The organism is Rhizobium sp. BK399, from assembly GCF_014194695.1.
Taxonomy (GTDB): Bacteria; Pseudomonadota; Alphaproteobacteria; order Rhizobiales; family Rhizobiaceae; genus Rhizobium.
The window spans coordinates 15,679-34,704 of the sequence record NZ_JACIAH010000023.1 but is presented as its reverse complement, the minus strand read 5'-3'; the positions used below and the strand labels follow the sequence as shown (position 1 = coordinate 34,704).

The window sequence follows — 19,026 nt, the reverse complement described above, 5'->3', positions numbered from 1 at the left end:
TCGGCCATGACCGGACGCCTTGAAGAAACTACTTTCAGCGCCCCGCTGGCAGACTATCTAAGCAAGCCGCCGGCAAAGGGTCTCCGGCTGTACTGGCTGGGACAGGCGGGTTTCGTCATCGATATCGACGGCCGCAGACTGGTGATCGATCCGTATCTGTCGGACACGCTGGCGGAAAAATATAGAGGCACCGAGCGCCCGCACGAGAGGATGATGCCGCCGCCGGTTTCAGCCGATGAAATCGCGTTTGTCGATCTAGTGCTTTGCACGCATGCGCATACCGATCATATGGACCCGGGGACGCTCAAGCCCTTGCTGGAGAAAAACCCGTCTGCGGGTTTGCTCGCCCCGCGGGCGATGCGCCAGCAAGCGATCGATCGTTCCTGCGTGGCCGAATCCCGGATTGTTCTGACCAATGCCGGTGAGACCGTGTCGCCCCTCCCCGAGCTTACGATCCTGCCGACCGCCTCTGCGCACGAAGCGATGGAAATCGACGCTGCGGGAGACTGCCGTTTCCTCGGCTATGTCATAGCGGCGGATGCCGTTCGCCTGTGGCACTCCGGCGATTGTATTCCTTTCCCTGGCCTCGAGCGTGACGTCTTGGCGCATCGGCCGGATATAACCTTGCTGCCCGTCAATGGGCGGCGCCCCGAGCTGTCGCAAAACGGCGTGGCCGGAAATTTTTCGCTGCACGAGGCAATCGGCGTTACCCGGCGGATCGGCGCCCGGGATATGGTGGCCCATCACTATGGCCTCTTCGCTTTCAATACCGAAGAGCCGGAAACGATCGATGCCGCGATTGCGTCGACCGCCGACCTAAGAATTCATCGCGCTCAAACGGGACTGAGCCTGTCGTGGCGCGCGGAATGAAATGAAGCGCCTCTGTTCTGGCGGGGGCGGTCTTGCTCTGGAAGATTGAAGCTTCTAGCCTTGCGTCAGACATGCAGGAAAGGCGATCCGAATGGATAGCGACATCCGGACCAACAGCGGCCGGAACATTATCGAAATCATCAGGACGATGCGTTCGGAATTGCGCAAGTCGGATCGAAAGGTCGCGGACGTGGTGCTTGACGATCCCCGCCGCATCATGAACGCGACAGTTGGTGAAACGGCAGCGCTTGCGGAGGTCAGCCAGCCGACCGTGCTGCGCTTTGCGACGGCGATCGGCTGCAGCGGATTTCAGGATTTCAAGATCAGATTGGCCCAGAGCCTCGCGCTTGGGACACCGGCAACGCATTCGGTCCTGCTCGACACCGACGAGCCTGAAATCGTCGCCGAAAAGATATTCGACTACACGATGACGAGCCTCGACTGGGCGCGAACCCGGCTGGACAAGGCGGCACTGCATAAGGCGATCGAAATCCTCTCGAATGCCCGCTCGATCGTGTTTTTCGGTTTCGGCGCCTCGGGTATCGTCGCCCGCGACGCCCAGCAGAAATTCCCTCTGTTCGGCGTGCCGTGCGGCGCGGAACTGGACTCCCACCAGCAGCTGATGGTCGCCTCGATGATGAATCCGGGCGAGGTGGCTTTCGTGATCTCTAATACAGGCACCACGCGCTCGATCATCGAGATCGCCCGCATCGCTCGGGAAAACGGGGCCTCAGTGATCTGTCTAACCGGATCGGAATCGCCGCTCACTAATTACTGCGACGTTTCGCTGATCGTCGAAACACTCGAGAACACTAACATGTATACGCCGACGATCTCTCGGATCGCCGCACTTGTGGTCATCGACATATTGTCGACCAGCGTCGCGATGCGCCGCCCGTCGGATGATCAGGCACGTATTCATCAGATGAAGCGGCAATTAAGTGATATGCGCAAAATGCAGCCTATCTAGCGCTAGACACGGTTTCGAGAAAATAGTCCCGTCTCGCGGCTGGATTTAACGGTGCTTTGGGCGCTCTTGGAAGGAGGGCGACAGCCATGGCAACAGCGGCTCGCACAGCAACAATGGCACGCATAGCAACAATGGGGCCCGAGGCGGCAACTCAAGCCATGGCAGCCCAAAAACACAGCAGAGCACGAAGGGCAAGTCCAGCGAGGCGGGCGACAAGTCGCATTTCGCGAAAACTGACAAGAGCGTCACCGTCACTAAGGAGAAGAACGCGTCTGCGCAGCTTGCTGGCTTGAACTCGCTAAAGCGCAACTACAGAGCCTACTTGAACAGCTCGGACCCGCGCTTGACTGCGATTGCAGCCTACGCGGTGGCCTACGCCCGATATGAAATCGACAACGGCGTCGAGCCATCCGAAGATGATCCGATCCTCGGCGATGAGGCACTGGAGGATGCACTGGCTTCGGCAAGCAAAACGGGCGAGGTCAGCCCGGCGGTACTCGATCAGGCAAAGGCCATCCGGCGCCTTTGACGGGTTATGGTCGGTAATCGATTCTTTTACGGGCTGGGCGGTGGTCGTCCGCGAGGTTCCCCTTGATGCCCTAACACGGGGAGAGGCAACCGATCTGGTCGATCTAATGAATGATCGCGACCTTCAGGCTCGTGAGATCCTCAAGCGTTTCGAGTGACCTCGGGCTGGGTTGTATCAGTCTTTGGCCGCAAACGATTCTCTAACTTGGCCTGCTGGCCCTCCCAGACGCGAAGCCTGGGCACCGAAGTTTGAGCGATGCCCGTCCGTGCCGGTAGAGATCGATGGAGTCCATTCTCGTCTGTGGTGGCTGCAGCTTCGCGCATAAAACCGCCCGACCTGCTCACAGATCCTCAGGCCAGAAAGGTCAATGCATTCAGTCTCGAGCGTTCGCCGTCATGCGTGGCTTGCCCATGCGCTTCAATGGCATCTTGCGTGGCAGGAGCTCTCAAGCACTGGGGGATTCATGACCTTCGATGAAGTTTGTCGATCTCGGTGAAGACTTTGGTTGAGCCGATCCAGTCAGCCTTCGGGCAAGCCAGCGTCACGCAGACCCGATAAGATACGGGCCATAATAGCAGAGGGCCACCATGTAACCCTGACTTTGGCAAGCGTAAGGTCGGGATGGCTCTCTCGCAATCGAAGGCAGGCACGTCGTGCCTCATCCAATCTGCCGGCGTGGACATAGGCGCTGACGAGCCACCGCAGAGCCCAACTCGCGTCAGGCTGCTGGCTAAGGCCTCTTTGGATCCAGGTAATCGCATCGTCGTATCGCCCGTCAACGAAATGGGCGGCGCCGACGCCGACGTCCGCCATATAGGCGATCGGATCGAGCGGGCTCAGCCGACGGAACCGCGCAAAATGTCCGAGCGCGGACGCGGAGCGTTCGCGATACACATCAAGCCAACCGCTACGCAGCCAGGCCCAGGCTGAATTCGGATCGAGCGAACGCGCTCGCTCAAGGTGTGTCTCTGCCACGTCGAAGTCCCGTGCAAACGAATGCGCCGCTCCAAGGATCGCGAGAACCATCGGGTCATCGTGGCTGAGCGAGGCAGCGCGCTGTGCAAGGCACAAGGCCTCATCCCGGTCACGGCCTGGAGCGTCGGTCCAACCATACACGGCGCGTTGCGCGTGGCACCATGCGAGCAACGACAGAGCGAAGGGATAGTCAACGTCATGGGCAAGCGCTTGAGTGAGAAGCGAGCGGGCCGTTTCGTTCTGATCCTTGTCAAGCGACCAGACGAGCGGGAACGCTCTCAACACGAAGTCGTATGCGTCCAGACCAGATAAGTCGATAGCCGAAACCTACTCGGACCGAATGGCTACTCGCCTGCTCGCATGCGGATGTCCCGCATAGCATGCGCATCCTAAGATTGCATTTGTAACGACAATCTCGTAAAAGGTTTGAGTGCGCAATCGTAACGGAGCCGCTACGATGGATACGATTCTGACTGAAGGCTTTGACGCAGCTTTGACCCTGACCGACCATATCGAACATCTGCCGGACAGGAAGCGGCGCGAACTGGCGCGCATCCTCCAGATCCTGTTTGCCGAGGTCGAGCGCTTCCGGGCGAGCAAATTGTCGGCCAGGCGCCAGACCGGCAAGATCCTGATGGTCCTGCTCTACGGCTCGTACGCCCGTGGCGACTGGGTCGAGGATCACCTGAGTGGCTACCGTTCCGACTACGACCTCCTGATTGTCGTCAATAGCAATTCCTTTGCAGAGGAGCAGGAGCTCTGGGAAGGCATTGAAGAGCAGCTTTTAAAGGAGCAGATCGCGCATCGTATCGAAACACCGGTCGTGCCGATCATCCACACGCTGGCCGATGTCAATGACCAGCTCTCCCGCGGCCGGCCTTTCTTCGTCGACATCGCCAGGGACGGCGTTGTCCTCTACCAGCAGCCCGGTCATTCGCTGGCGCAGCCGAAGCCTCTGACGGCGGAGGAGCAACACTATGAAGCAAGCCAGTATTTCAACGAATGGTTCGAGCTAGCTCGGCATTCGGTCAAGCTCGCCGAAACCAGCATGGCCGACGGTGTACCGCGTCATGCCGCCTTTAATCTTCATCAAGCGACTGAGAAATCGTACCATAGTATCCTGCTGACGCTGACGCTCTACAGCCCCAAATCCCATCGTCTGAAGGTTCTTCGCTCTCAGGCCGAGGGGATAGATCTCAGGCTGGTAGAGGCTTGGCCGCGCGACAGCCGGTTTTCACGGCGCTGCTTCGAATTGCTGGCGCGGGCCTATGTGGAAGCCCGATATTCCTCGAAATACACAATCACCAACGAGGAACTCGCCTGGCTGGTTGAGCGCGTCAAGGTCTTGCAGACACGGGTGGAAACAATCTGCAGAGAACGGCTTGCCTTATAGTTGCCTCCCAGGCCGCGTATGGCGCTGCGGCCGAAGAGACCCAGCATGTCGAGCAAGGGAAGCCTGTAACCACGCGTGTCGTCAGCTCGACGAGCCGGCCTTGCGGGCTGCATCCAGACTATCAAGAACCGCCGCACCGAGAAACATGGTGTCACTGGCGAGGACAAAGAAGCTGATCCCTGCTCCGCGCCATCTGCCGACATCGGCGGGCGACGGGCGGAAGATGCCAACGGCGCGACCCGCGTTCAAAGCCGCTGACGTGATCGTCCTGATCGCACGGTCCAGCTTGTCCTGGCCGGCCGGGCCCATGGCATCGATAGAGACCGATAAATCTCCAGGACCGATGAAGATCAGATCCACGCCTTCAACGGCAACGATCTCCTTGATGTTGGCCAATCCCTCGGCGGTCTCGACCTGGATCGCCAGTACGAGCATGTCGTTGGCCTTCGCCAGATAGTCCGGAATACGGTAGCCGTAACCCGCCGCCCGGCCGGGGCCAACGCCGCGGCTGCCGATCGGCGGGTAGCGAGTGGCAGAGACGGCGGCCCTTGCCTGCTCGGCGGTCGAAACTCTCGGAACGAGGACGCCGCCCGCGCCGGCATCGAGGACGGCCGCGATCGCTTCAGGCGCGTGGCCGGGAACACGCACCATCGCCTTTACCGAATGCACATCCGCCGCACGCACGAGATCCTCGATGCGCTCGCGTCCGATCTGGGCATGCTCCCAATCAATGCAGATGAAATCTGGTTGGGACTGCGCCATCACCTCGACGGCGACGGGATGCGGGATCGCCGAAAAGGTGCCGACGAGCAGCGCGCGTTCGAGACACTTCGTGCGAAAATCATCCATCTGAGCATCTCCCATCCAGAATCCAAGGTCCAAAAAAGGTTTAGACATAAAGCAATTTGCTCTCAAGCTTAAAACATGGTCAAGCTGAGAGCCAGGCAGCGCAAAAGCTGCGTGGACAGAGGGAGGACCATCGTGAAGCAGCATCCGCTCAAAGGGGCAAACCGCCTCAAGCTCGGCGTTTTCTCCGCAAACGCGGATGGCGGCCTTGCGATCACGGACGTCCCGGAGCGCTGGACTGCCAGCTGGGCCGACAACCTCACCGCCGCACAGATCGCCGATCGCACCGGTTTGGAGTTCCTGCTTCCAATCGCCCGCTGGCGCGGGTTCGGGGGCAAGAACCGGGTGCGCGAATGGTCTTTCGAGACGTTCACCTGGGCAGCCGCCCTTGCGGCTTCCACCAAGCAGATCGGGCTGTTCATGACGGTGCATGTGCCGCTTGTCCACCCGCTCTATGCGGCAAAGGCGCTGGCAACGGTCGACCACGTCAGCAATGGCCGGGCCGGGCTGAATATTGTCTGCGGATGGAATCCAAAGGAGTTTGCCATGTTCGGCACGTCGCTGGTCGAGAAGGGATATGACCAGGCGGAGGAGTGGCTTCAGGTGCTGGAGCGTGCCTATACGTCGGATATACCGTTCGACTACGATGGCACCTATTACAAACTGAAGGAGGCCATCAGCCGTCCAGCCAGCTTGCAAACGCCGCGTCCGGTCACGATGAACGCAGCGTTCGGCGGACCGGGTCGGGATTTTGCAGCGAGGAACTGCGACTACCTGTTTACGACCTTCTCGGAGATCAACGAAGCAGGAAAACATGTGGCCGACATCCGCGACCGCGCCCAGCAGCACCACCGCGAGGTCGGCGTCTATACCGTGTGCCACGTCGTCTGCCGGCAAACCCAGACCGAGGCTGAGGACTACTATCATCGCTATGCCGTCGCTATGGCCGACCACGAGGCGGTCGACACCCACATGGCTGGCAAGAAGGAATTCTCGCAATCGCATGATCGCGAGGCTTACGATCGCTATCGCCAGCGCTTTGCCGGCGGTGCCGGCAGCTATCCGCTGGTCGGAACACCGGAGCGCATCGCCGAAGAGATGATTGCGATCTCACGGCAAGGTTACGCCGGCATCGCGCTTTCATTCGTCAACTATACGCAGGAGCTACCCTTCTTCTGCGATCGCGTCCTCCCGCTTCTGATAGGAGCCGGCTACAGACAGTGACCGATCAGAGGCGCTTGAAGACCGGCTCAACGCGCAGATTGAATCGACCTCTCCGGCTCGAAACTCCATCGCAGGAAGAATAGGATAGTACGAATGGCCCTTGGCCCTGTTTCATCGCGGACGACGATCCAGGAGGCAGTTTACCAACAGCTGCGCAATGCCCTCATGGTTGGCCGATTTGATCCCGGACAGACGCTGACGATTGCCTCGCTCGCAGAAACATTCGGCACCAGCAACATGCCGGTTCGTGAAGCGTTGCGCCGGCTGGCAGCCGAAAATGCTGTCGAGGTTGCCCCGAACGGTTCGGCGCGAATTCCACCGGTGACCGCCGCCCGGCTGGATGATCTTGCCCGCGCCCGGATCGCCGTCGAGGGCCTCGCCACCGAACTCGGTGGTCCACGTCTGACAGCTGCCGATATCGCGCAGCTTGAATTAATCGTCGAGCAGCAGCATGCGACAGCCCGTGAGAACGTCTACGAACTCATCGAGATGAACCAGCGGTTCCATTTCACTATCTACCGGGCCTCGGGATCGGAGGTCCTATTGCAGCTGATCGATACGCTCTGGCTCCGTCTCGGACCCTATATGCGGCTGCTGTCGGGCGTGGTAGCGCCGCTCATCGACAAGGGTGAGCTCGATCCGGCGGGTCTGCACGATGTCATCATAAAAGCGATCAAGGCTCAGGACTTTGCCGCGGCCCGCGAGGCTATCGGCAACGACATCCGGCACACGCACGAGACGCTGCGGAGCTATTGCGGTGGCAAGGGCGGCTGGAACGCTCGCTGACGGTTGACATGTGGAGCTCCGAAATTAGTTGAACTCTAAAATTGTTTGTGATCAAATGATCAAAACAGGCCGCGGTGACGAAGACGGCCATGCGGAACAGTCAATTGCAGGAGCAATTATGAGCCTATCGGCATCCCCATTGAAGGTTACTGGCCAGAATGGCTTCCCGGTCGACGAAATCCGCGCAATGTTCCCGGCCATTCAGAAGGCCGGCGACTTCATTTTCCTCGACAATGCCGGTGGCGCGCAGGTCCCACAGGCCGTCGTTGACGCGGTAGCGACCCATCTTGTCGACTTCAACGTCCAGCGGATGGCCAATTACCGGCACAGCCAGGGCGTAGACCGCAATCTCGACGAGGCACGCGAAACTGTGGCACTCCTCGTCAACGCCTATCGCCCGGAAGAAATCTCCTTCGGCCTCAACGCGACCTCCTTCATCCGGCTTGTCAGCCTCGGCATTGCCAAGATGCTCGGCGACCGCAACGAGATCGTCGTCACCGACATGGACCACGACGCCAACATAGCCACTTGGCTTGCGCTTGAGGCGGACGGAGCCAAGGTCGTCTGGTGGCGGATGCGCGACGACGGCACTCTGCACGTTGAGGATCTGAAGCCGCTCCTCAACGACAAGACGCGTCTCGTCGCGTGTACGGTCACGGCCCATTCAATCGGTACTATCGTCGACGTTGAAGCCGTGGGGAAACTCGCACATGCCGTCGGCGCGGAGGTGTTTCTCGATTGCGTCCACTACGGTCCGCACGGCCTCATTGATGTACAGGCGTGGGATTGCGATTATCTGGTCTGTTCCGGATACAAGAATTTCTCCCCGCATATGGGCTTCCTCTGGGGACGCTACGACGCGCTCTGCAGGCTTCCGACGTTCAAGGAAGACTTCATCCCCGATGTGCCGCCCTACAAGATCGAAGTCGGGACGTTCACTTACGAGAACGTCGCAGGCATGAATGCTGCCGTGAAATACCTCGAGGCGCTCGGTCGCCGCTTCCTGGCCGGCGCCGGTCATTCGCGCCGCGAGGCGCTGGCGGCAGCGATGGGCGCGATCCGCGACTATGAATTGACGCTGTCTCGCGACATGATCGGCGTTCTTAAAAAACACGGCGCAGTCATCTACGGGGTGTCTGACGAAGCCCGGCTTTCAGACCGCGTTCCAACCATCTGCTTCAACATTCCAGGTGTCACGCCACAGCAGATCGCAGCGGATATGGGAGAGGCCGGCATCGGCTTGCGTGATGGTCACATGTTTGCGCCCCGACTGATGAAACGGCTTGGCTTGTCGATGGAGCACGGCGCTGTTCGCGTCTCGCTCGTTCACTACAACAAGCCAGAGGAAATCGCACGGTTCGACAGGGTGCTTGGCGAGATTCTTGCAAAACGAAAAGCCTAGCGGCGGGCAGCCGCTCGCGGCAAAACTGTCTCGGGCGCTACGAGACCTTTGAAACTTAAAATTTCCCTTGAATTGCGCCCGACTTCGAATAACGTTCTCCCGCCAGGCGCTGGCCTCGCTTCAAGCTGCAGGCGCTAGGCCAGACATGTAAGGACTGATCCTTGTCTTTTTGGTCATCACCACTCTCCGCGGAAACGAAAAAGGCCCGCCACGCCTTCGATGGCATCCGCGCGCAAATCCGCGATCTCAGAACGGATAACATCGCAGCCCTGGCGATGCGGGCCCGCGAACTCGGAGATGTCATCCCGCTCTGGTACGGCGAAGGTGATCTGGTGACGCCGGCCTTCATCCGCGAGGCCTCCAAGGCGGCGCTGGACGAAGGACAGACATTCTACATCCCGAACATGCGCGGGCTCGACGCCCTGAACCAGGCCCTCAGCCGCTATCAGTCCGACCTGCACGACCGACCGATCGCAATCGAACGGACGACCGTGGCGCCGAGCGGCATGCAGGCGCTCTACATCGCCCTGCAGCTTCTCGTCGACATCGGAACCAATGTCGTATACGTCGCGCCGCAATGGCCGAACATCCACAATGCGATCCATCTGATCGGCGGCGAGCCCCGCCCCGTTTCGCTTGACTTCGATACCGATTGGCGCCTCGACCTCGACAAGCTGTTTGCCGCTTGCGATGCGCGTACGCGAGCCATCTTCCTGTCGACCCCGTCCAATCCCACCGGCTGGACGGCAAGCGCAGAAGAGATGCAGGCGCTCCTCGAGTTCAGCCGGCGTACCGGCATCTGGATCATATCCGACGAAGTCTACGGTCGCCTCTATTTCGAGGGCAACGTTGCACCTTCGATCCTCCAGATAGCCGACGACACCGATCGTGTGATCTCGATCAACAGCTTCTCCAAGGCCTGGGCGATGACCGGCTGGCGGATCGGCTGGCTGTCTCATCCGTCCGGCATCGCCGATCAGCTTGCGGCCATGACGCAGTATATGAACAGCGGTACTGCAGGCATGATCCAGGCTGGCGCCGTTGCCGCCCTGACCAAAGGTGAACCGCTCGTGGCGGAAATCCGCAACAAGGCAAAGGCCGGCCTCGACCTTGCCTACGAACGGCTCGCGAGGATCCCTGGCATGATCCTCCCCGACAAGCCGCGGGGTGGCATGTATGCCTTCTTTGCCCTTAAGGGCCGCGCCGACGCGCGCGAGGCCTGTGCCGACATTCTTGAAAAGGCCCGTGTCGGCCTGGCGCCGGGCCATCTCTTCGGCAATTCCTCCGCGGCATTCCTGCGCATGTGCGTATTCCGCGACATCGAACAGATAAGGATTGCGCTCGATCGCATGGTCGACGCGATGAAATGACGCTCCGCCCCAGGGCGGAACGGGATACACCGGCGCCGGCAAAAACCCGGCGCAGGCCAATAAACCAGAGGGAGATAAAAATGAGCCTGACCCGTCGTAACCTGTTGGCCCTTGCGGCCGCCATCGGCCTTGCCGCCGGAGCCTCCACCGCCTATGCCGCCGATGTCCTCAATGTCGGTTCCTACCCGAGCAATCCGCCCTTCGAATACAAGAACGACAGCGGCGCCTTCGAAGGCTTCGAGGTCGATATCGTCACCGAAGCTGCCAAGCGTGTTGGCCTGAAGCCCGAAATCGCCGACTACGGCTTCCAGGCACTGTTTGCAGGCACGACCTCCAAGCGCATCGACGTGGCGATCTCCTCGATCACCATCACCCCTGATCGTCTGAAATCTCAGTCCTTCACCCAGCCTTACTACGACTCCGACATGGGTGTGGCCACAAAGGCAGACAGCGCCATCAAGGGTCTTTCCGATCTCAAGGGAAAAACAATCGGCGTGCTCTCCGGCTCGACCGGCGACAAGTGGGTCAAGGATAATACGGCAGCCAACGGCTTTGCCGACGTCAAGGGCTACAACGCCCAGCAGGAAATGTTCCTTGACCTCGGGGCCGGCCGTGTGGACGCTGTTGTCAGCGACATCCCGGGCATGGAGTATCTCTTCGTCAAGATGAAGGGCTTTGCCATCAAGGATCGCATCAAGACCGGCGAACAGTACGGCCTGATGATGTCCAAGGATCATCCTCTGCTTGAGAAGATCAATGGCGCCATCACCGAAATGAAGAAGGACGGCACGCTCGCCAAGATCCACAAGAAGTGGTTCGGCAGCGACGCACCGGCCGGCTCGTCAACGATCACCGAACTGCCGATCCCGAAGGCATAAGCTCGCAACCGAGTTTGGATCTGTCATGCCGGCCCCTGGCCGGCGTGATGCCTACCCCGTACCTGCAAGGAATGCCCATGTCGCTGGTCGAGACCTTCTTCAACTCCGATGTCCTGATGTCCAGCCTGCCGGCACTTCTTCGCGGTCTCTGGAACACGCTCCTGCTCGGTCTTCTCGCGATTGCCGTCGGCGTTCCGGCCGGCCTCATCGTAAGCCTGATCCGCCTCTATGCGCCAAAGCCGCTGCGCCTGCTGACGACGATCTACATCGACGTCTTCCGCGCAGTTCCGGTGCTTGTGGTCCTTATCCTGATCTATTACGCGCTGCCGTTCCTCGGCATCCGCCTCTCCTCGTGGGCCTCCGCGGTTCTGGCCTTTTCGATCGTCATGGCAGCCTATTCGGCGGAAATCTTCCGCTCCGGCATCGAAAGCGTCCCACGCGGGCAGTTCGAGGCGGCGGCCGCTCTCGGCATTCCCTTTGTCGTGACATTGCGCAAAGTCATTCTGCCGCAGGCACTGCGCATTGTTATCCCCCCCACCACCAGCAACTGCGTTTCGATGTTCAAGGACACGTCGCTTGCCTCGACAGTGGCGCTTCCCGAACTCCTCAAGGAAGCAACAGACGCACAGGCGCTCTACGCAAACCCGACGCCGCTGATCGGTGCTGCGCTGGTCTACATCCTTTTCCTGTGGCCGATGGTGCGCCTCGTCAGCCTGCTGGAAAAACGCTTCAAGGCTGAAAAGACCCGCTAAACCCCGCAAACGCCCTGCTAGTCGAAGTTGGGATCCGAAAGGTGGTTGCTGACGGAAACCTTGACGGCGCCGATCCTCGACCAGAGCGCCTTGATATCGGCAGGGTCGACATCGGCCATCATATCGCGCAGCCAGCTCTCGTGAGCCGCTGCCATCGTGGTGAAAAGCTCATCGCCCTTGGGCGTCAGCTTGGCGACCGTGACGCGGCGATCGTCGTCCGGCGTCTCACGAACGACAAGGCCATCGGCCTCTAGTCGCTCCACCAGCCCGGTCACGTTTCCGTTCGTCACCATGGTGCGCCTGGACAATTCACCAAGGCGCAATCCGTCATGCTCGCGATAAAGCTGGGCCATCAGATCGAACTGCGGAAGGGTTGCCTTGAATTCGTTTCGAAGGCGACGTCGAACCTCCTGCGAGATCAGCTTCGTTGTGGAAAGCATCCGCAGCCAGAGCCGAAGCTCCTGCTTTTCATGCGCGCCCTGGACAATTGTCTCCAGGTCGACGGTATCCACCTCCGCGTCTGCCATGTCACTCCGCCCGAACCATCTGGATAAGTCCCGTTGGTCTAGGCACCAATATTTGAAATGTCAAAGGAATTGCTTTGGCGGTCGCCGTTACGACCGGGAAAGCATTTTTGCAAGCATGAAGCCCGATCCTGCTCCCGTTCCTGCGCCCGGCCAGGTCGAGGCGCCACACATATAGAGCGACCTCACAGGCGTGGCGTAGCGCGAATATCCGGCAACGGGTCGGAAGATGAAATTCTGATCGAGATGATGACTTCCCGAAAGATTATCGCCGCCGATCAGGTTCGGGTTCTCACGCTCCAGGTCAGTCGGCGAGAAGATCGCGCGCCCGAGCACCTTCGAACGCAGGCCCGGCGCATAGCGCTCGAGAATGTCGAGGACACGCTCACAATAGGCTTCCTTTGCCTCATCCCAGTTCCGGGCGCTGATGTTGCCTGCGGCGTCACCATGGAAATTCGCCGGCAAGACACGCACCTGCAACCAAAGAACATGCTTTCCGTGCGGCGCCCGGGTAGGATCGATTGCCGTTGGCTGGCCGACGACGAGGGCGGGTTCCGTCGGAAGTAATCCGGCCGCTGCCTCTGCATAGACCCGCGACATCATTTCCAGGTCGGGGGCGACGTGCACATAGGCAAAGCGCTTGAGTTCTTCCCCCGCCCGCCAATCGGGCAACCCTTCGAGCGCGAGGTGGATCATCATCGTGCCTGGCCCCTCGCGGAATTTTCCGAGCCTGCGATCGAACTCGGCGCGCACCGGGTCTGACGCAACGAGCCGGCCAAACAGGTTCTTGGGATGAACATTGGCAATGACAGCCCTGCGCGCCTCGAGGGTTCGCCCGTCAGCCAGGACCACGCCGGTTGCCCGTCCCGATGAAACGCTGATGCTGTCGACCGGTGCATCAAGGATCAGTTCTCCGCCTTTTTCCTGGAGAAGTCCTGTCATCGCTGTGATCATCGTGTCGGCGCCGCCCTTGCCGATCACCATGCCGAAAGCCTGGTTTGCCATCGATTCAAGATAGGGGAACAGGGCCCCGCCGGCGATATCGGGGGAGAAATCGAGATGTAAGCCCCACGCCGCCATCATCGTCTTGACCTTGGCATGCGTGAAGCGTCCATCCAGAAAATCTCGGGGCGAGGCGAAAAGAAGCCTGAGCGTGTCGTAGAGCCAGCCGGTTCCCTTCTGCCGCCATGCTTTCCAGACAACCCTCAATGCCGCCAACGACGGCATTGGGGTCGCCAGAAGAGCAAAAATATGGGGTGCGTCTGATCCGAATTCGGCAAGCATCGCGCGCCACCTTCGGGCGTCTTCCGGCGAAAGGGCCGCAATACCGTCGCTGGTCTTTTCAAGATCGGAACTGACGCCAAGAAAGGTGTCGTCGCGAAACACTGTCGCAAAACAATCAGCCGCAGGCACGAAATCAAGGCCGTGTGCGATCAGTGCTTCATTGTGTTCGGCAAAGAAGGGGGAACCGGCAAACATTGACAGGTTCATGGCTGCAACGTCGTGACGGAAGCCGGGGACGGTCAGTTCGCGGGTTTTCACAGCTCCGCCCGGCTCTCCCTTGGCCTCGACGACCGCTACTTTCCATCCCTTCGCCGCCAGGTGGACGGCCGCAGCAAGACCATTGTGACCGGCGCCCACCACCACTGCATCGTAACTCATGCTTGAACCCCTCGTTCACTTTGCCTTTTTATTCGCACATGCATACATCTTAGACGAACCTGTTCAAGGGCCGGAAAGCCTCGAGGTCACCAACAACGTCCTCGGGAGACCTCTGATTGCTATTGAAAGTCTGATATTCAGGTGAAGTCACTGCGGTTTTAGCCCCGTTGACCTGTCGGCGCCCCGGGACCTTCTCGGAACATCCAAATACTTGCAATATCATATTTCGTGACATACGCTCCCCTTATCCAGCCATCACGGGCAACAGACAAGAAGCCTCCAAAGCCCTTTGCACCGTCGCGCTGGCATCTCGCCAAGGGGAACCATGAAATGTCGACTACAGCTCTTTCAAACCTCGCAACCGCACTTGTGTCAGGCGCCGTGAAGGTCGTTGATCTCACTGCCCCACTCGGACCCGACACGCCGGTGCTTTATCTGCCGCCGCAGTTCGGCAAGAACACACCGAACGTCAAGGTCCACACCATTTCGGCCTATGACCAGGACGGGCCATTCTGGGCATGGAACTGGCTGGAACTCGGCGAGCACACCGGAACGCATTTTGATGCGCCCTGTCACTGGATCACTGGCAAGGACAATCCGAACAATACGACCGACACCATTGCGCCGCAGAACTTCGTCGCGCCCGTCAACGTGATCGACCGCTCGAAGGAAGCTGCCGCCAACCCCGACTATCTGCTCACCGTAGAGAGCATAAAGGAATGGGAAGCCGAGCACGGCGAGATCGAAGCCGGCAGCTGGGTGCTGCTGCGCACCGACTGGTACAAGCGCAACGGCTCGAGCGAGACGTTCCTGAATGCCGATGAAAATGGACCTCATTCCCCAGGCCCGACGGCGGAGGCCATCGAATACCTTTTGACCAAGAACATCATCGGCTGGGGTCAGGAAACGATCGGAACCGATGCAGGCTCGGCCGGTGGGATGAACCCGCCCTTTCCCGCGCACAACCTGATGCACAAGGCCAACCGCTACGGACTTGCAAGCCTTTGTCAGCTCGACCAGTTGCCGCCAAAAGGTGCGGTCCTGATTGCCGCTCCGCTGAAGCTCGTCAAGGGCACCGGTTCACCCGTGCGCGCGCTGGCGCTTGTCACGACTTAAAGCTCGTGCGGGCCGGAGCCAGACTCCGGCCCGTTTGACATTTCTGGCTGCGCCGAGGCGACACAATGGCTGAATACGACTACATCGTTGTCGGGAGTGGCATAAACGCGCTGGTGGCAGCCGCGATGCTCGGGAAGAAGGGCCGCAAGGTCCTCGTTCTCGAGCGGAATGAAAAAATCGGCGGCTGCCTGCGCAGCGAGGAAATAACCGAGCCCGGCTTTGTCCACGACCTGATGGCGACGACGATGGTGCTGTTTGTGACCTCGCCCGCCTATGGGGTGCTCGGCAAGGATCTTGAAGCCCGCGGTCTGGAATTCGCACATGCGGATCTGCCGACCGGCGTCCTGCGGCCGGATGGTTCGCATGTCATCTTCTCCATGGACCGGCAACGCAACGTCGCGACCTTCGACAAGCTCCACGCCGGTGACGGCATGGTCTTCTCGAGCGAGATGAACAAGCTCGGTGCAGACGCGCCTTTCCTGTTTTCACTTCTCGGTGGCGCGCTGTGGTCTGGCACGACGCTGAAGGCCGTCGCAAAGCAGGGCTGGGGACGCGGTCTTCGCCAACTTGCCGCCTGGTTCGGCGAGGCGCTGGTCCCTGCCCGCGGCTATCTGGAAACCACCTATAAGTCCGAGGATATTCATGCCCTGTGGGCTCCTTGGGTGCTGCATTGCGGCTTGGGACCGGAAGCCGCGTATTCCGCCGAAATGCTGAAGGTCATCGGCTTTGCGATTGAACTTGCCGGCTGCCCGATCGCCAAGGGAGGCGCAGTCTCCCTGCTCAATGCTTTTGAAAGATTGATTTCCGATCATGGCGGCAAGATCCGAACCGGAGCCGACGTCGCGCAGGTGACAACATCCCCTTCAGGCCAGGCTGGCGGCGTCAGGCTTGCGAGCGGCGAGATCCTCGCAGCCAACCGCGGTGTCATCTGCTCAACCACGCCGAACCAGCTCTACGGGCGTCTCACGAAGGACTGGCCGCAGCCTCTGCCCGCCGAGACGTCAGAGGCCGTTGCGCGCTTCCGCTATGGAAAGGGCAACATGCAGATCCACTACGCACTGGCTGAGCCGCCGAGGTGGAAGGCCAATCCGGAACTCGGGAAGGTCGCACTACTGCATCTGACACCCGGTCTCGACGGGGTGTCACGCGCCGCCAACGAATGCGAGCGTGGCCTGCTGCCCGCAGAGCCGACGATCTGCGTCGGCCAGCCTGCATCTCTCGACCCGAGCCGTGCACCAGACGGAAAATCGATCCTCTGGCTGCAATTGCCCGAAGCGCCGCGCTTCATCAAGGGCGATGCGGCGGGCGAGATCGCAACCACATCCGACGGTCTTTGGACGCAAGCCATTCGCGAGCGCTACGCCGATCGCATCGAGGCAATCCTGTCGCAACACATCGAGGATTTCCAATCGATCAAGCTGGCTCGCGCGGCTTATTCTCCCGCTGATCTCGAGGCAATGAACATCAACCTCGTTGGCGGCGATCCCTATGGCGGCTACTGCGGAATAGACCAGTTTTTCCTCTGGCGCCCGTTTAAGTCTTCTGTTAACCACCGCACCCACATTCCGGGTCTCTACCATATCGGCGCATCGGCCCATCCCGGCCCCGGTCTGTCAGGCGGCTCCGGATTTTTGCTCGCATCTTCCCTCCCCTGACGCAAGGACAAGGAAACGCTCATCCATGGAAGAACGGTTTTCGGGTACGGTTCTGCGACGCAAGGAAGACGGTTACGAGACGCGTCCGACGATGGGCGAGATCGGCCTCAACCATTTCGCCCCCTACCTGATGAACCGACTGATGGCGCGCTGGAACGCCAATCTGGCAGAAGAGCTCAAGGAACAGGACGTGACAACCGCCAAAATGCGCACGCTCGCGGTCTTGAGCATTGCGTCGTCGGTTACGATCAACGAACTGTCCGTCTTCGCGGTGACCGAACAATCGACCATGAGCCGAACACTCGATTCACTCGAGGAACAAGGCTACATCAGGCGCCAGCCTCGGGCTGAGGACATGCGCGTCCGAGACGTTTCGATCACGGAAGAAGGGCGGGCAGCGTTCGAAAAGCTCTGGCCGAGCATGTATGACCTCTTCCTGCAGATGTTCGACGGCGTGGACGAAGTCGAGTACCGCGCCTTCCTGTCGACGCTGCACAAGGTGCTGCACAATATCCGCAAGCATGAGATTTGAGATCGCCACGCGTCAGAGCGTCGCAACCGTCTTTAACGCTCCATCCAGTGCGATCCCGTTCTCGTCGAGCAATGCCGCCTGCCGCAGCCGTCGCATCCATGCCGCTGCATCCTCGCGCCCCTTCAACAGCGGCAGTGCCGACATCACCCGGTCGAACTTGGACAGACCCCGGGTATGGGTGTCAGAGTAACCTTTCACCAAACGCCGGTTGTTGAGGACCTCGACGGCAAGGTCATAATCGTCTGGAAGCAGCCGTTGCGCCTGCGTGAGCCAGTTTTCTCTATGTTCAATCTCTCGCATGTTGCGCAGCGTGCCGCGGCGTGTGCCGCGCAGGGCTGACACCGCATAGAGACAAAAGAACCAGAACAGCGTGCCCGTCTTGACGCGCCGACCCTTGTTGACGAAGCGATCGAGGCGATTGAAGACGGCCGGCCGACTTTCGATCCAGAGGCCGATCCGTTTCGGCAAGGTGCCGCAAACCTCGTCCATGCGCGGATGCATGTATTCTGTCATGTAGACGATCTGGTCGTCTCTGGCGCCGACTTCCTTGCGGACGCGGTCGAAGCGCGAAGCGCGGACCTTGAGGTCGGCCACGCGTATGACATCGTCATAGGCCATCGCCACGGCCACATATTTTGCCGCCTGGCAGGTGAAGGCGTAGTCCTTGTCCGGACCGCCCGCCGCCCGGTCGTTCATCAGAAGCGCGCCGACACGGTTCAGATACTCGTCGGCATAGGCCGGATCCTGAAAGTCGGTCAGCTTCTTGACACCGGCGAAAAGCAATGCGCGTGCCGGCTCGGGAAACTCGCCGCGTATCCTGTCGAGCAGAGCATCGAGCGTCGCATGGCCAGTGCTTGACGGCAAGGGATCAAGCCGCTTGTGCGGCCGGTCGGAGACCGGATCGCGCGGTTTTTCCACGGTGCGTTGATAAGCGGCGTTGAAGGCGCGCAGGCTGGGCTCGATGCCCTTGCCCCCCGCCCTGATCATGGCTTCGAAAGCATCCTTGGGAAAGGGCAGCACACCGGCCGCCGCCAGGGCACCGAACATTGCGGCCGAGATCACGCTGCCGTTCTTGACAGCCAGCGCTTCCATGTCGAAGGCGATGGTTTTCTTTGCTGCAAAATCCGTCGCCTCTACGACAACAACGGGATTGCCGATGCCATCGCCGGGCTTTTCCTTTTCACCGACGGCGAAGGCACGGTGCGTCGATGCGATCAGGGTTGTTTTGTCTGGTGTCACCAGGCCGCGCAGCACCGAGCGCCCGGCTTCCATTAGCTCGGCGGCAAGCACGACGTCGACATCGCCGGGCGTCGGCATCAACGCGAAGATCGGCTCATGGCCATCGCGCGCCGGCAAGAGTTCCAGATAATAGATCGTCGCCCCGGTTCGCTGTGCGACGCCTGGAACGGAAGTTGTTTGAGCCATCCAGCCCTGGCTCTCGGCAACTCCGACCACCCAGTCGGCCAAAACGCCGCCGCCCTGGCCGCCCATGGCAAGGATTGCCAGCGAGATTGGCTTGTCGGTCGAAAGGCGAGTGCTCAT

At 60.2% G+C, this 19,026-nt stretch carries 17 protein-coding genes and 1 pseudogene; 13 read left to right on the top strand and 5 right to left on the bottom strand.

The genetic code is table 11. From position 1 onward, the window contains the following. Positions 1-6 precede the first annotated feature (6 nt). From FHT97_RS27910 to FHT97_RS27900, 3 genes and pseudogenes are all read left to right on the top strand, one after another. A complete protein-coding gene (locus FHT97_RS27910; protein WP_183758631.1) occupies positions 7-870 on the top strand; it encodes an MBL fold metallo-hydrolase in 864 nt (287 codons plus the stop codon). Positions 871-961: 91 nt separating this feature from the next. Continuing rightward, complete coding sequence (locus FHT97_RS27905; protein WP_183758629.1) at positions 962-1,840, top strand: SIS domain-containing protein; 879 nt, start codon at positions 962-964, stop codon at positions 1,838-1,840. A 109-nt stretch (positions 1,841-1,949) separates the two neighbouring features. Beyond that, positions 1,950-2,351: pseudogene (locus tag FHT97_RS27900) on the top strand (hypothetical protein); the annotation flags it as partial. 537 nt (positions 2,352-2,888) lie between these two features. Here the strand turns inward: FHT97_RS27900 and FHT97_RS27895 are convergent. Beyond that, complete coding sequence (locus FHT97_RS27895; protein ID WP_183758627.1) at positions 2,889-3,629, bottom strand: tetratricopeptide repeat protein; 741 nt, start codon at positions 3,627-3,629, stop codon at positions 2,889-2,891. A 172-nt stretch (positions 3,630-3,801) separates the two neighbouring features. Between FHT97_RS27895 and FHT97_RS27890 the strand changes: the two genes are divergently transcribed. Next, the gene (locus FHT97_RS27890) at positions 3,802-4,737 is read left to right on the top strand and encodes a HEPN domain-containing protein (RefSeq protein WP_183758625.1); all 936 of its coding nucleotides are present in this window, start codon (positions 3,802-3,804) and stop codon (positions 4,735-4,737) included. A gap of 81 nt (positions 4,738-4,818) precedes the next feature. On the opposite strand, the gene FHT97_RS27885 is transcribed toward FHT97_RS27890, so the two are convergent. Then, positions 4,819-5,586 (bottom strand): aldolase/citrate lyase family protein, encoded by a 768-nt coding sequence (locus tag FHT97_RS27885; RefSeq protein ID WP_183758623.1) that lies wholly within the window; start codon positions 5,584-5,586, stop codon positions 4,819-4,821. A 129-nt stretch (positions 5,587-5,715) separates the two neighbouring features. Between FHT97_RS27885 and FHT97_RS27880 the strand changes: the two genes are divergently transcribed. From FHT97_RS27880 to FHT97_RS27855, 6 genes are all read left to right on the top strand, one after another. Beyond that, positions 5,716-6,807 (top strand): LLM class flavin-dependent oxidoreductase, encoded by a 1,092-nt coding sequence (locus tag FHT97_RS27880; RefSeq protein ID WP_183758697.1) that lies wholly within the window; start codon positions 5,716-5,718, stop codon positions 6,805-6,807. 93 nt (positions 6,808-6,900) lie between these two features. After that, the gene (locus tag FHT97_RS27875) at positions 6,901-7,593 is read left to right on the top strand and encodes a GntR family transcriptional regulator (RefSeq protein WP_183758621.1); all 693 of its coding nucleotides are present in this window, start codon (positions 6,901-6,903) and stop codon (positions 7,591-7,593) included. A 118-nt stretch (positions 7,594-7,711) separates the two neighbouring features. After that, positions 7,712-8,995: a cysteine desulfurase-like protein gene (locus FHT97_RS27870; RefSeq protein WP_183758619.1), complete on the top strand. Its 1,284-nt coding sequence runs from the start codon at positions 7,712-7,714 to the stop codon at positions 8,993-8,995. A gap of 161 nt (positions 8,996-9,156) precedes the next feature. Continuing rightward, on the top strand, positions 9,157-10,365 hold the full coding sequence (locus FHT97_RS27865; protein WP_183758617.1) for a pyridoxal phosphate-dependent aminotransferase: 1,209 nt from the start codon (positions 9,157-9,159) through the stop codon (positions 10,363-10,365). 80 nt (positions 10,366-10,445) lie between these two features. Further along, entirely contained in the window at positions 10,446-11,243 is a 798-nt protein-coding gene (locus tag FHT97_RS27860) for an ABC transporter substrate-binding protein (RefSeq protein ID WP_183758615.1), read from the top strand. A gap of 77 nt (positions 11,244-11,320) precedes the next feature. Continuing rightward, positions 11,321-11,995, top strand: a complete 675-nt coding sequence (locus FHT97_RS27855) for an amino acid ABC transporter permease (RefSeq protein WP_183758613.1) — start codon at positions 11,321-11,323, stop codon at positions 11,993-11,995. 17 nt (positions 11,996-12,012) lie between these two features. Here FHT97_RS27855 and FHT97_RS27850 read toward each other — a convergent pair whose 3' ends face one another. Next, on the bottom strand, positions 12,013-12,522 hold the full coding sequence (locus tag FHT97_RS27850) for a MarR family transcriptional regulator (protein WP_183758611.1): 510 nt from the start codon (positions 12,520-12,522) through the stop codon (positions 12,013-12,015). A gap of 87 nt (positions 12,523-12,609) precedes the next feature. Then, the gene (locus FHT97_RS27845; RefSeq protein WP_183864846.1) at positions 12,610-14,181 is read right to left on the bottom strand and encodes an NAD(P)/FAD-dependent oxidoreductase; all 1,572 of its coding nucleotides are present in this window, start codon (positions 14,179-14,181) and stop codon (positions 12,610-12,612) included. A gap of 330 nt (positions 14,182-14,511) precedes the next feature. Here FHT97_RS27845 and FHT97_RS27840 point away from each other — a divergent pair, with 330 nt between their 5' ends. The 3 genes from FHT97_RS27840 (at position 14,512) to FHT97_RS27830 (ending at position 17,484) form a co-directional block, all read left to right on the top strand. After that, positions 14,512-15,297 carry a cyclase family protein gene (locus FHT97_RS27840; protein ID WP_183758607.1) on the top strand — a complete coding sequence of 262 codons (786 nt, stop codon included), beginning with the start codon at positions 14,512-14,514 and terminating at the stop codon, positions 15,295-15,297. Positions 15,298-15,362: 65 nt separating this feature from the next. Next, a complete protein-coding gene (locus FHT97_RS27835; RefSeq protein WP_183758605.1) occupies positions 15,363-16,952 on the top strand; it encodes an NAD(P)/FAD-dependent oxidoreductase in 1,590 nt (529 codons plus the stop codon). A 25-nt stretch (positions 16,953-16,977) separates the two neighbouring features. Then, complete coding sequence (locus FHT97_RS27830) at positions 16,978-17,484, top strand: MarR family transcriptional regulator (protein ID WP_016558305.1); 507 nt, start codon at positions 16,978-16,980, stop codon at positions 17,482-17,484. 12 nt (positions 17,485-17,496) lie between these two features. Here FHT97_RS27830 and FHT97_RS27825 read toward each other — a convergent pair whose 3' ends face one another. Next, positions 17,497-19,026, bottom strand: coding sequence for an indolepyruvate oxidoreductase subunit beta family protein (locus tag FHT97_RS27825; RefSeq protein ID WP_246712817.1), 1,530 nt, complete (start codon positions 19,024-19,026; stop codon positions 17,497-17,499).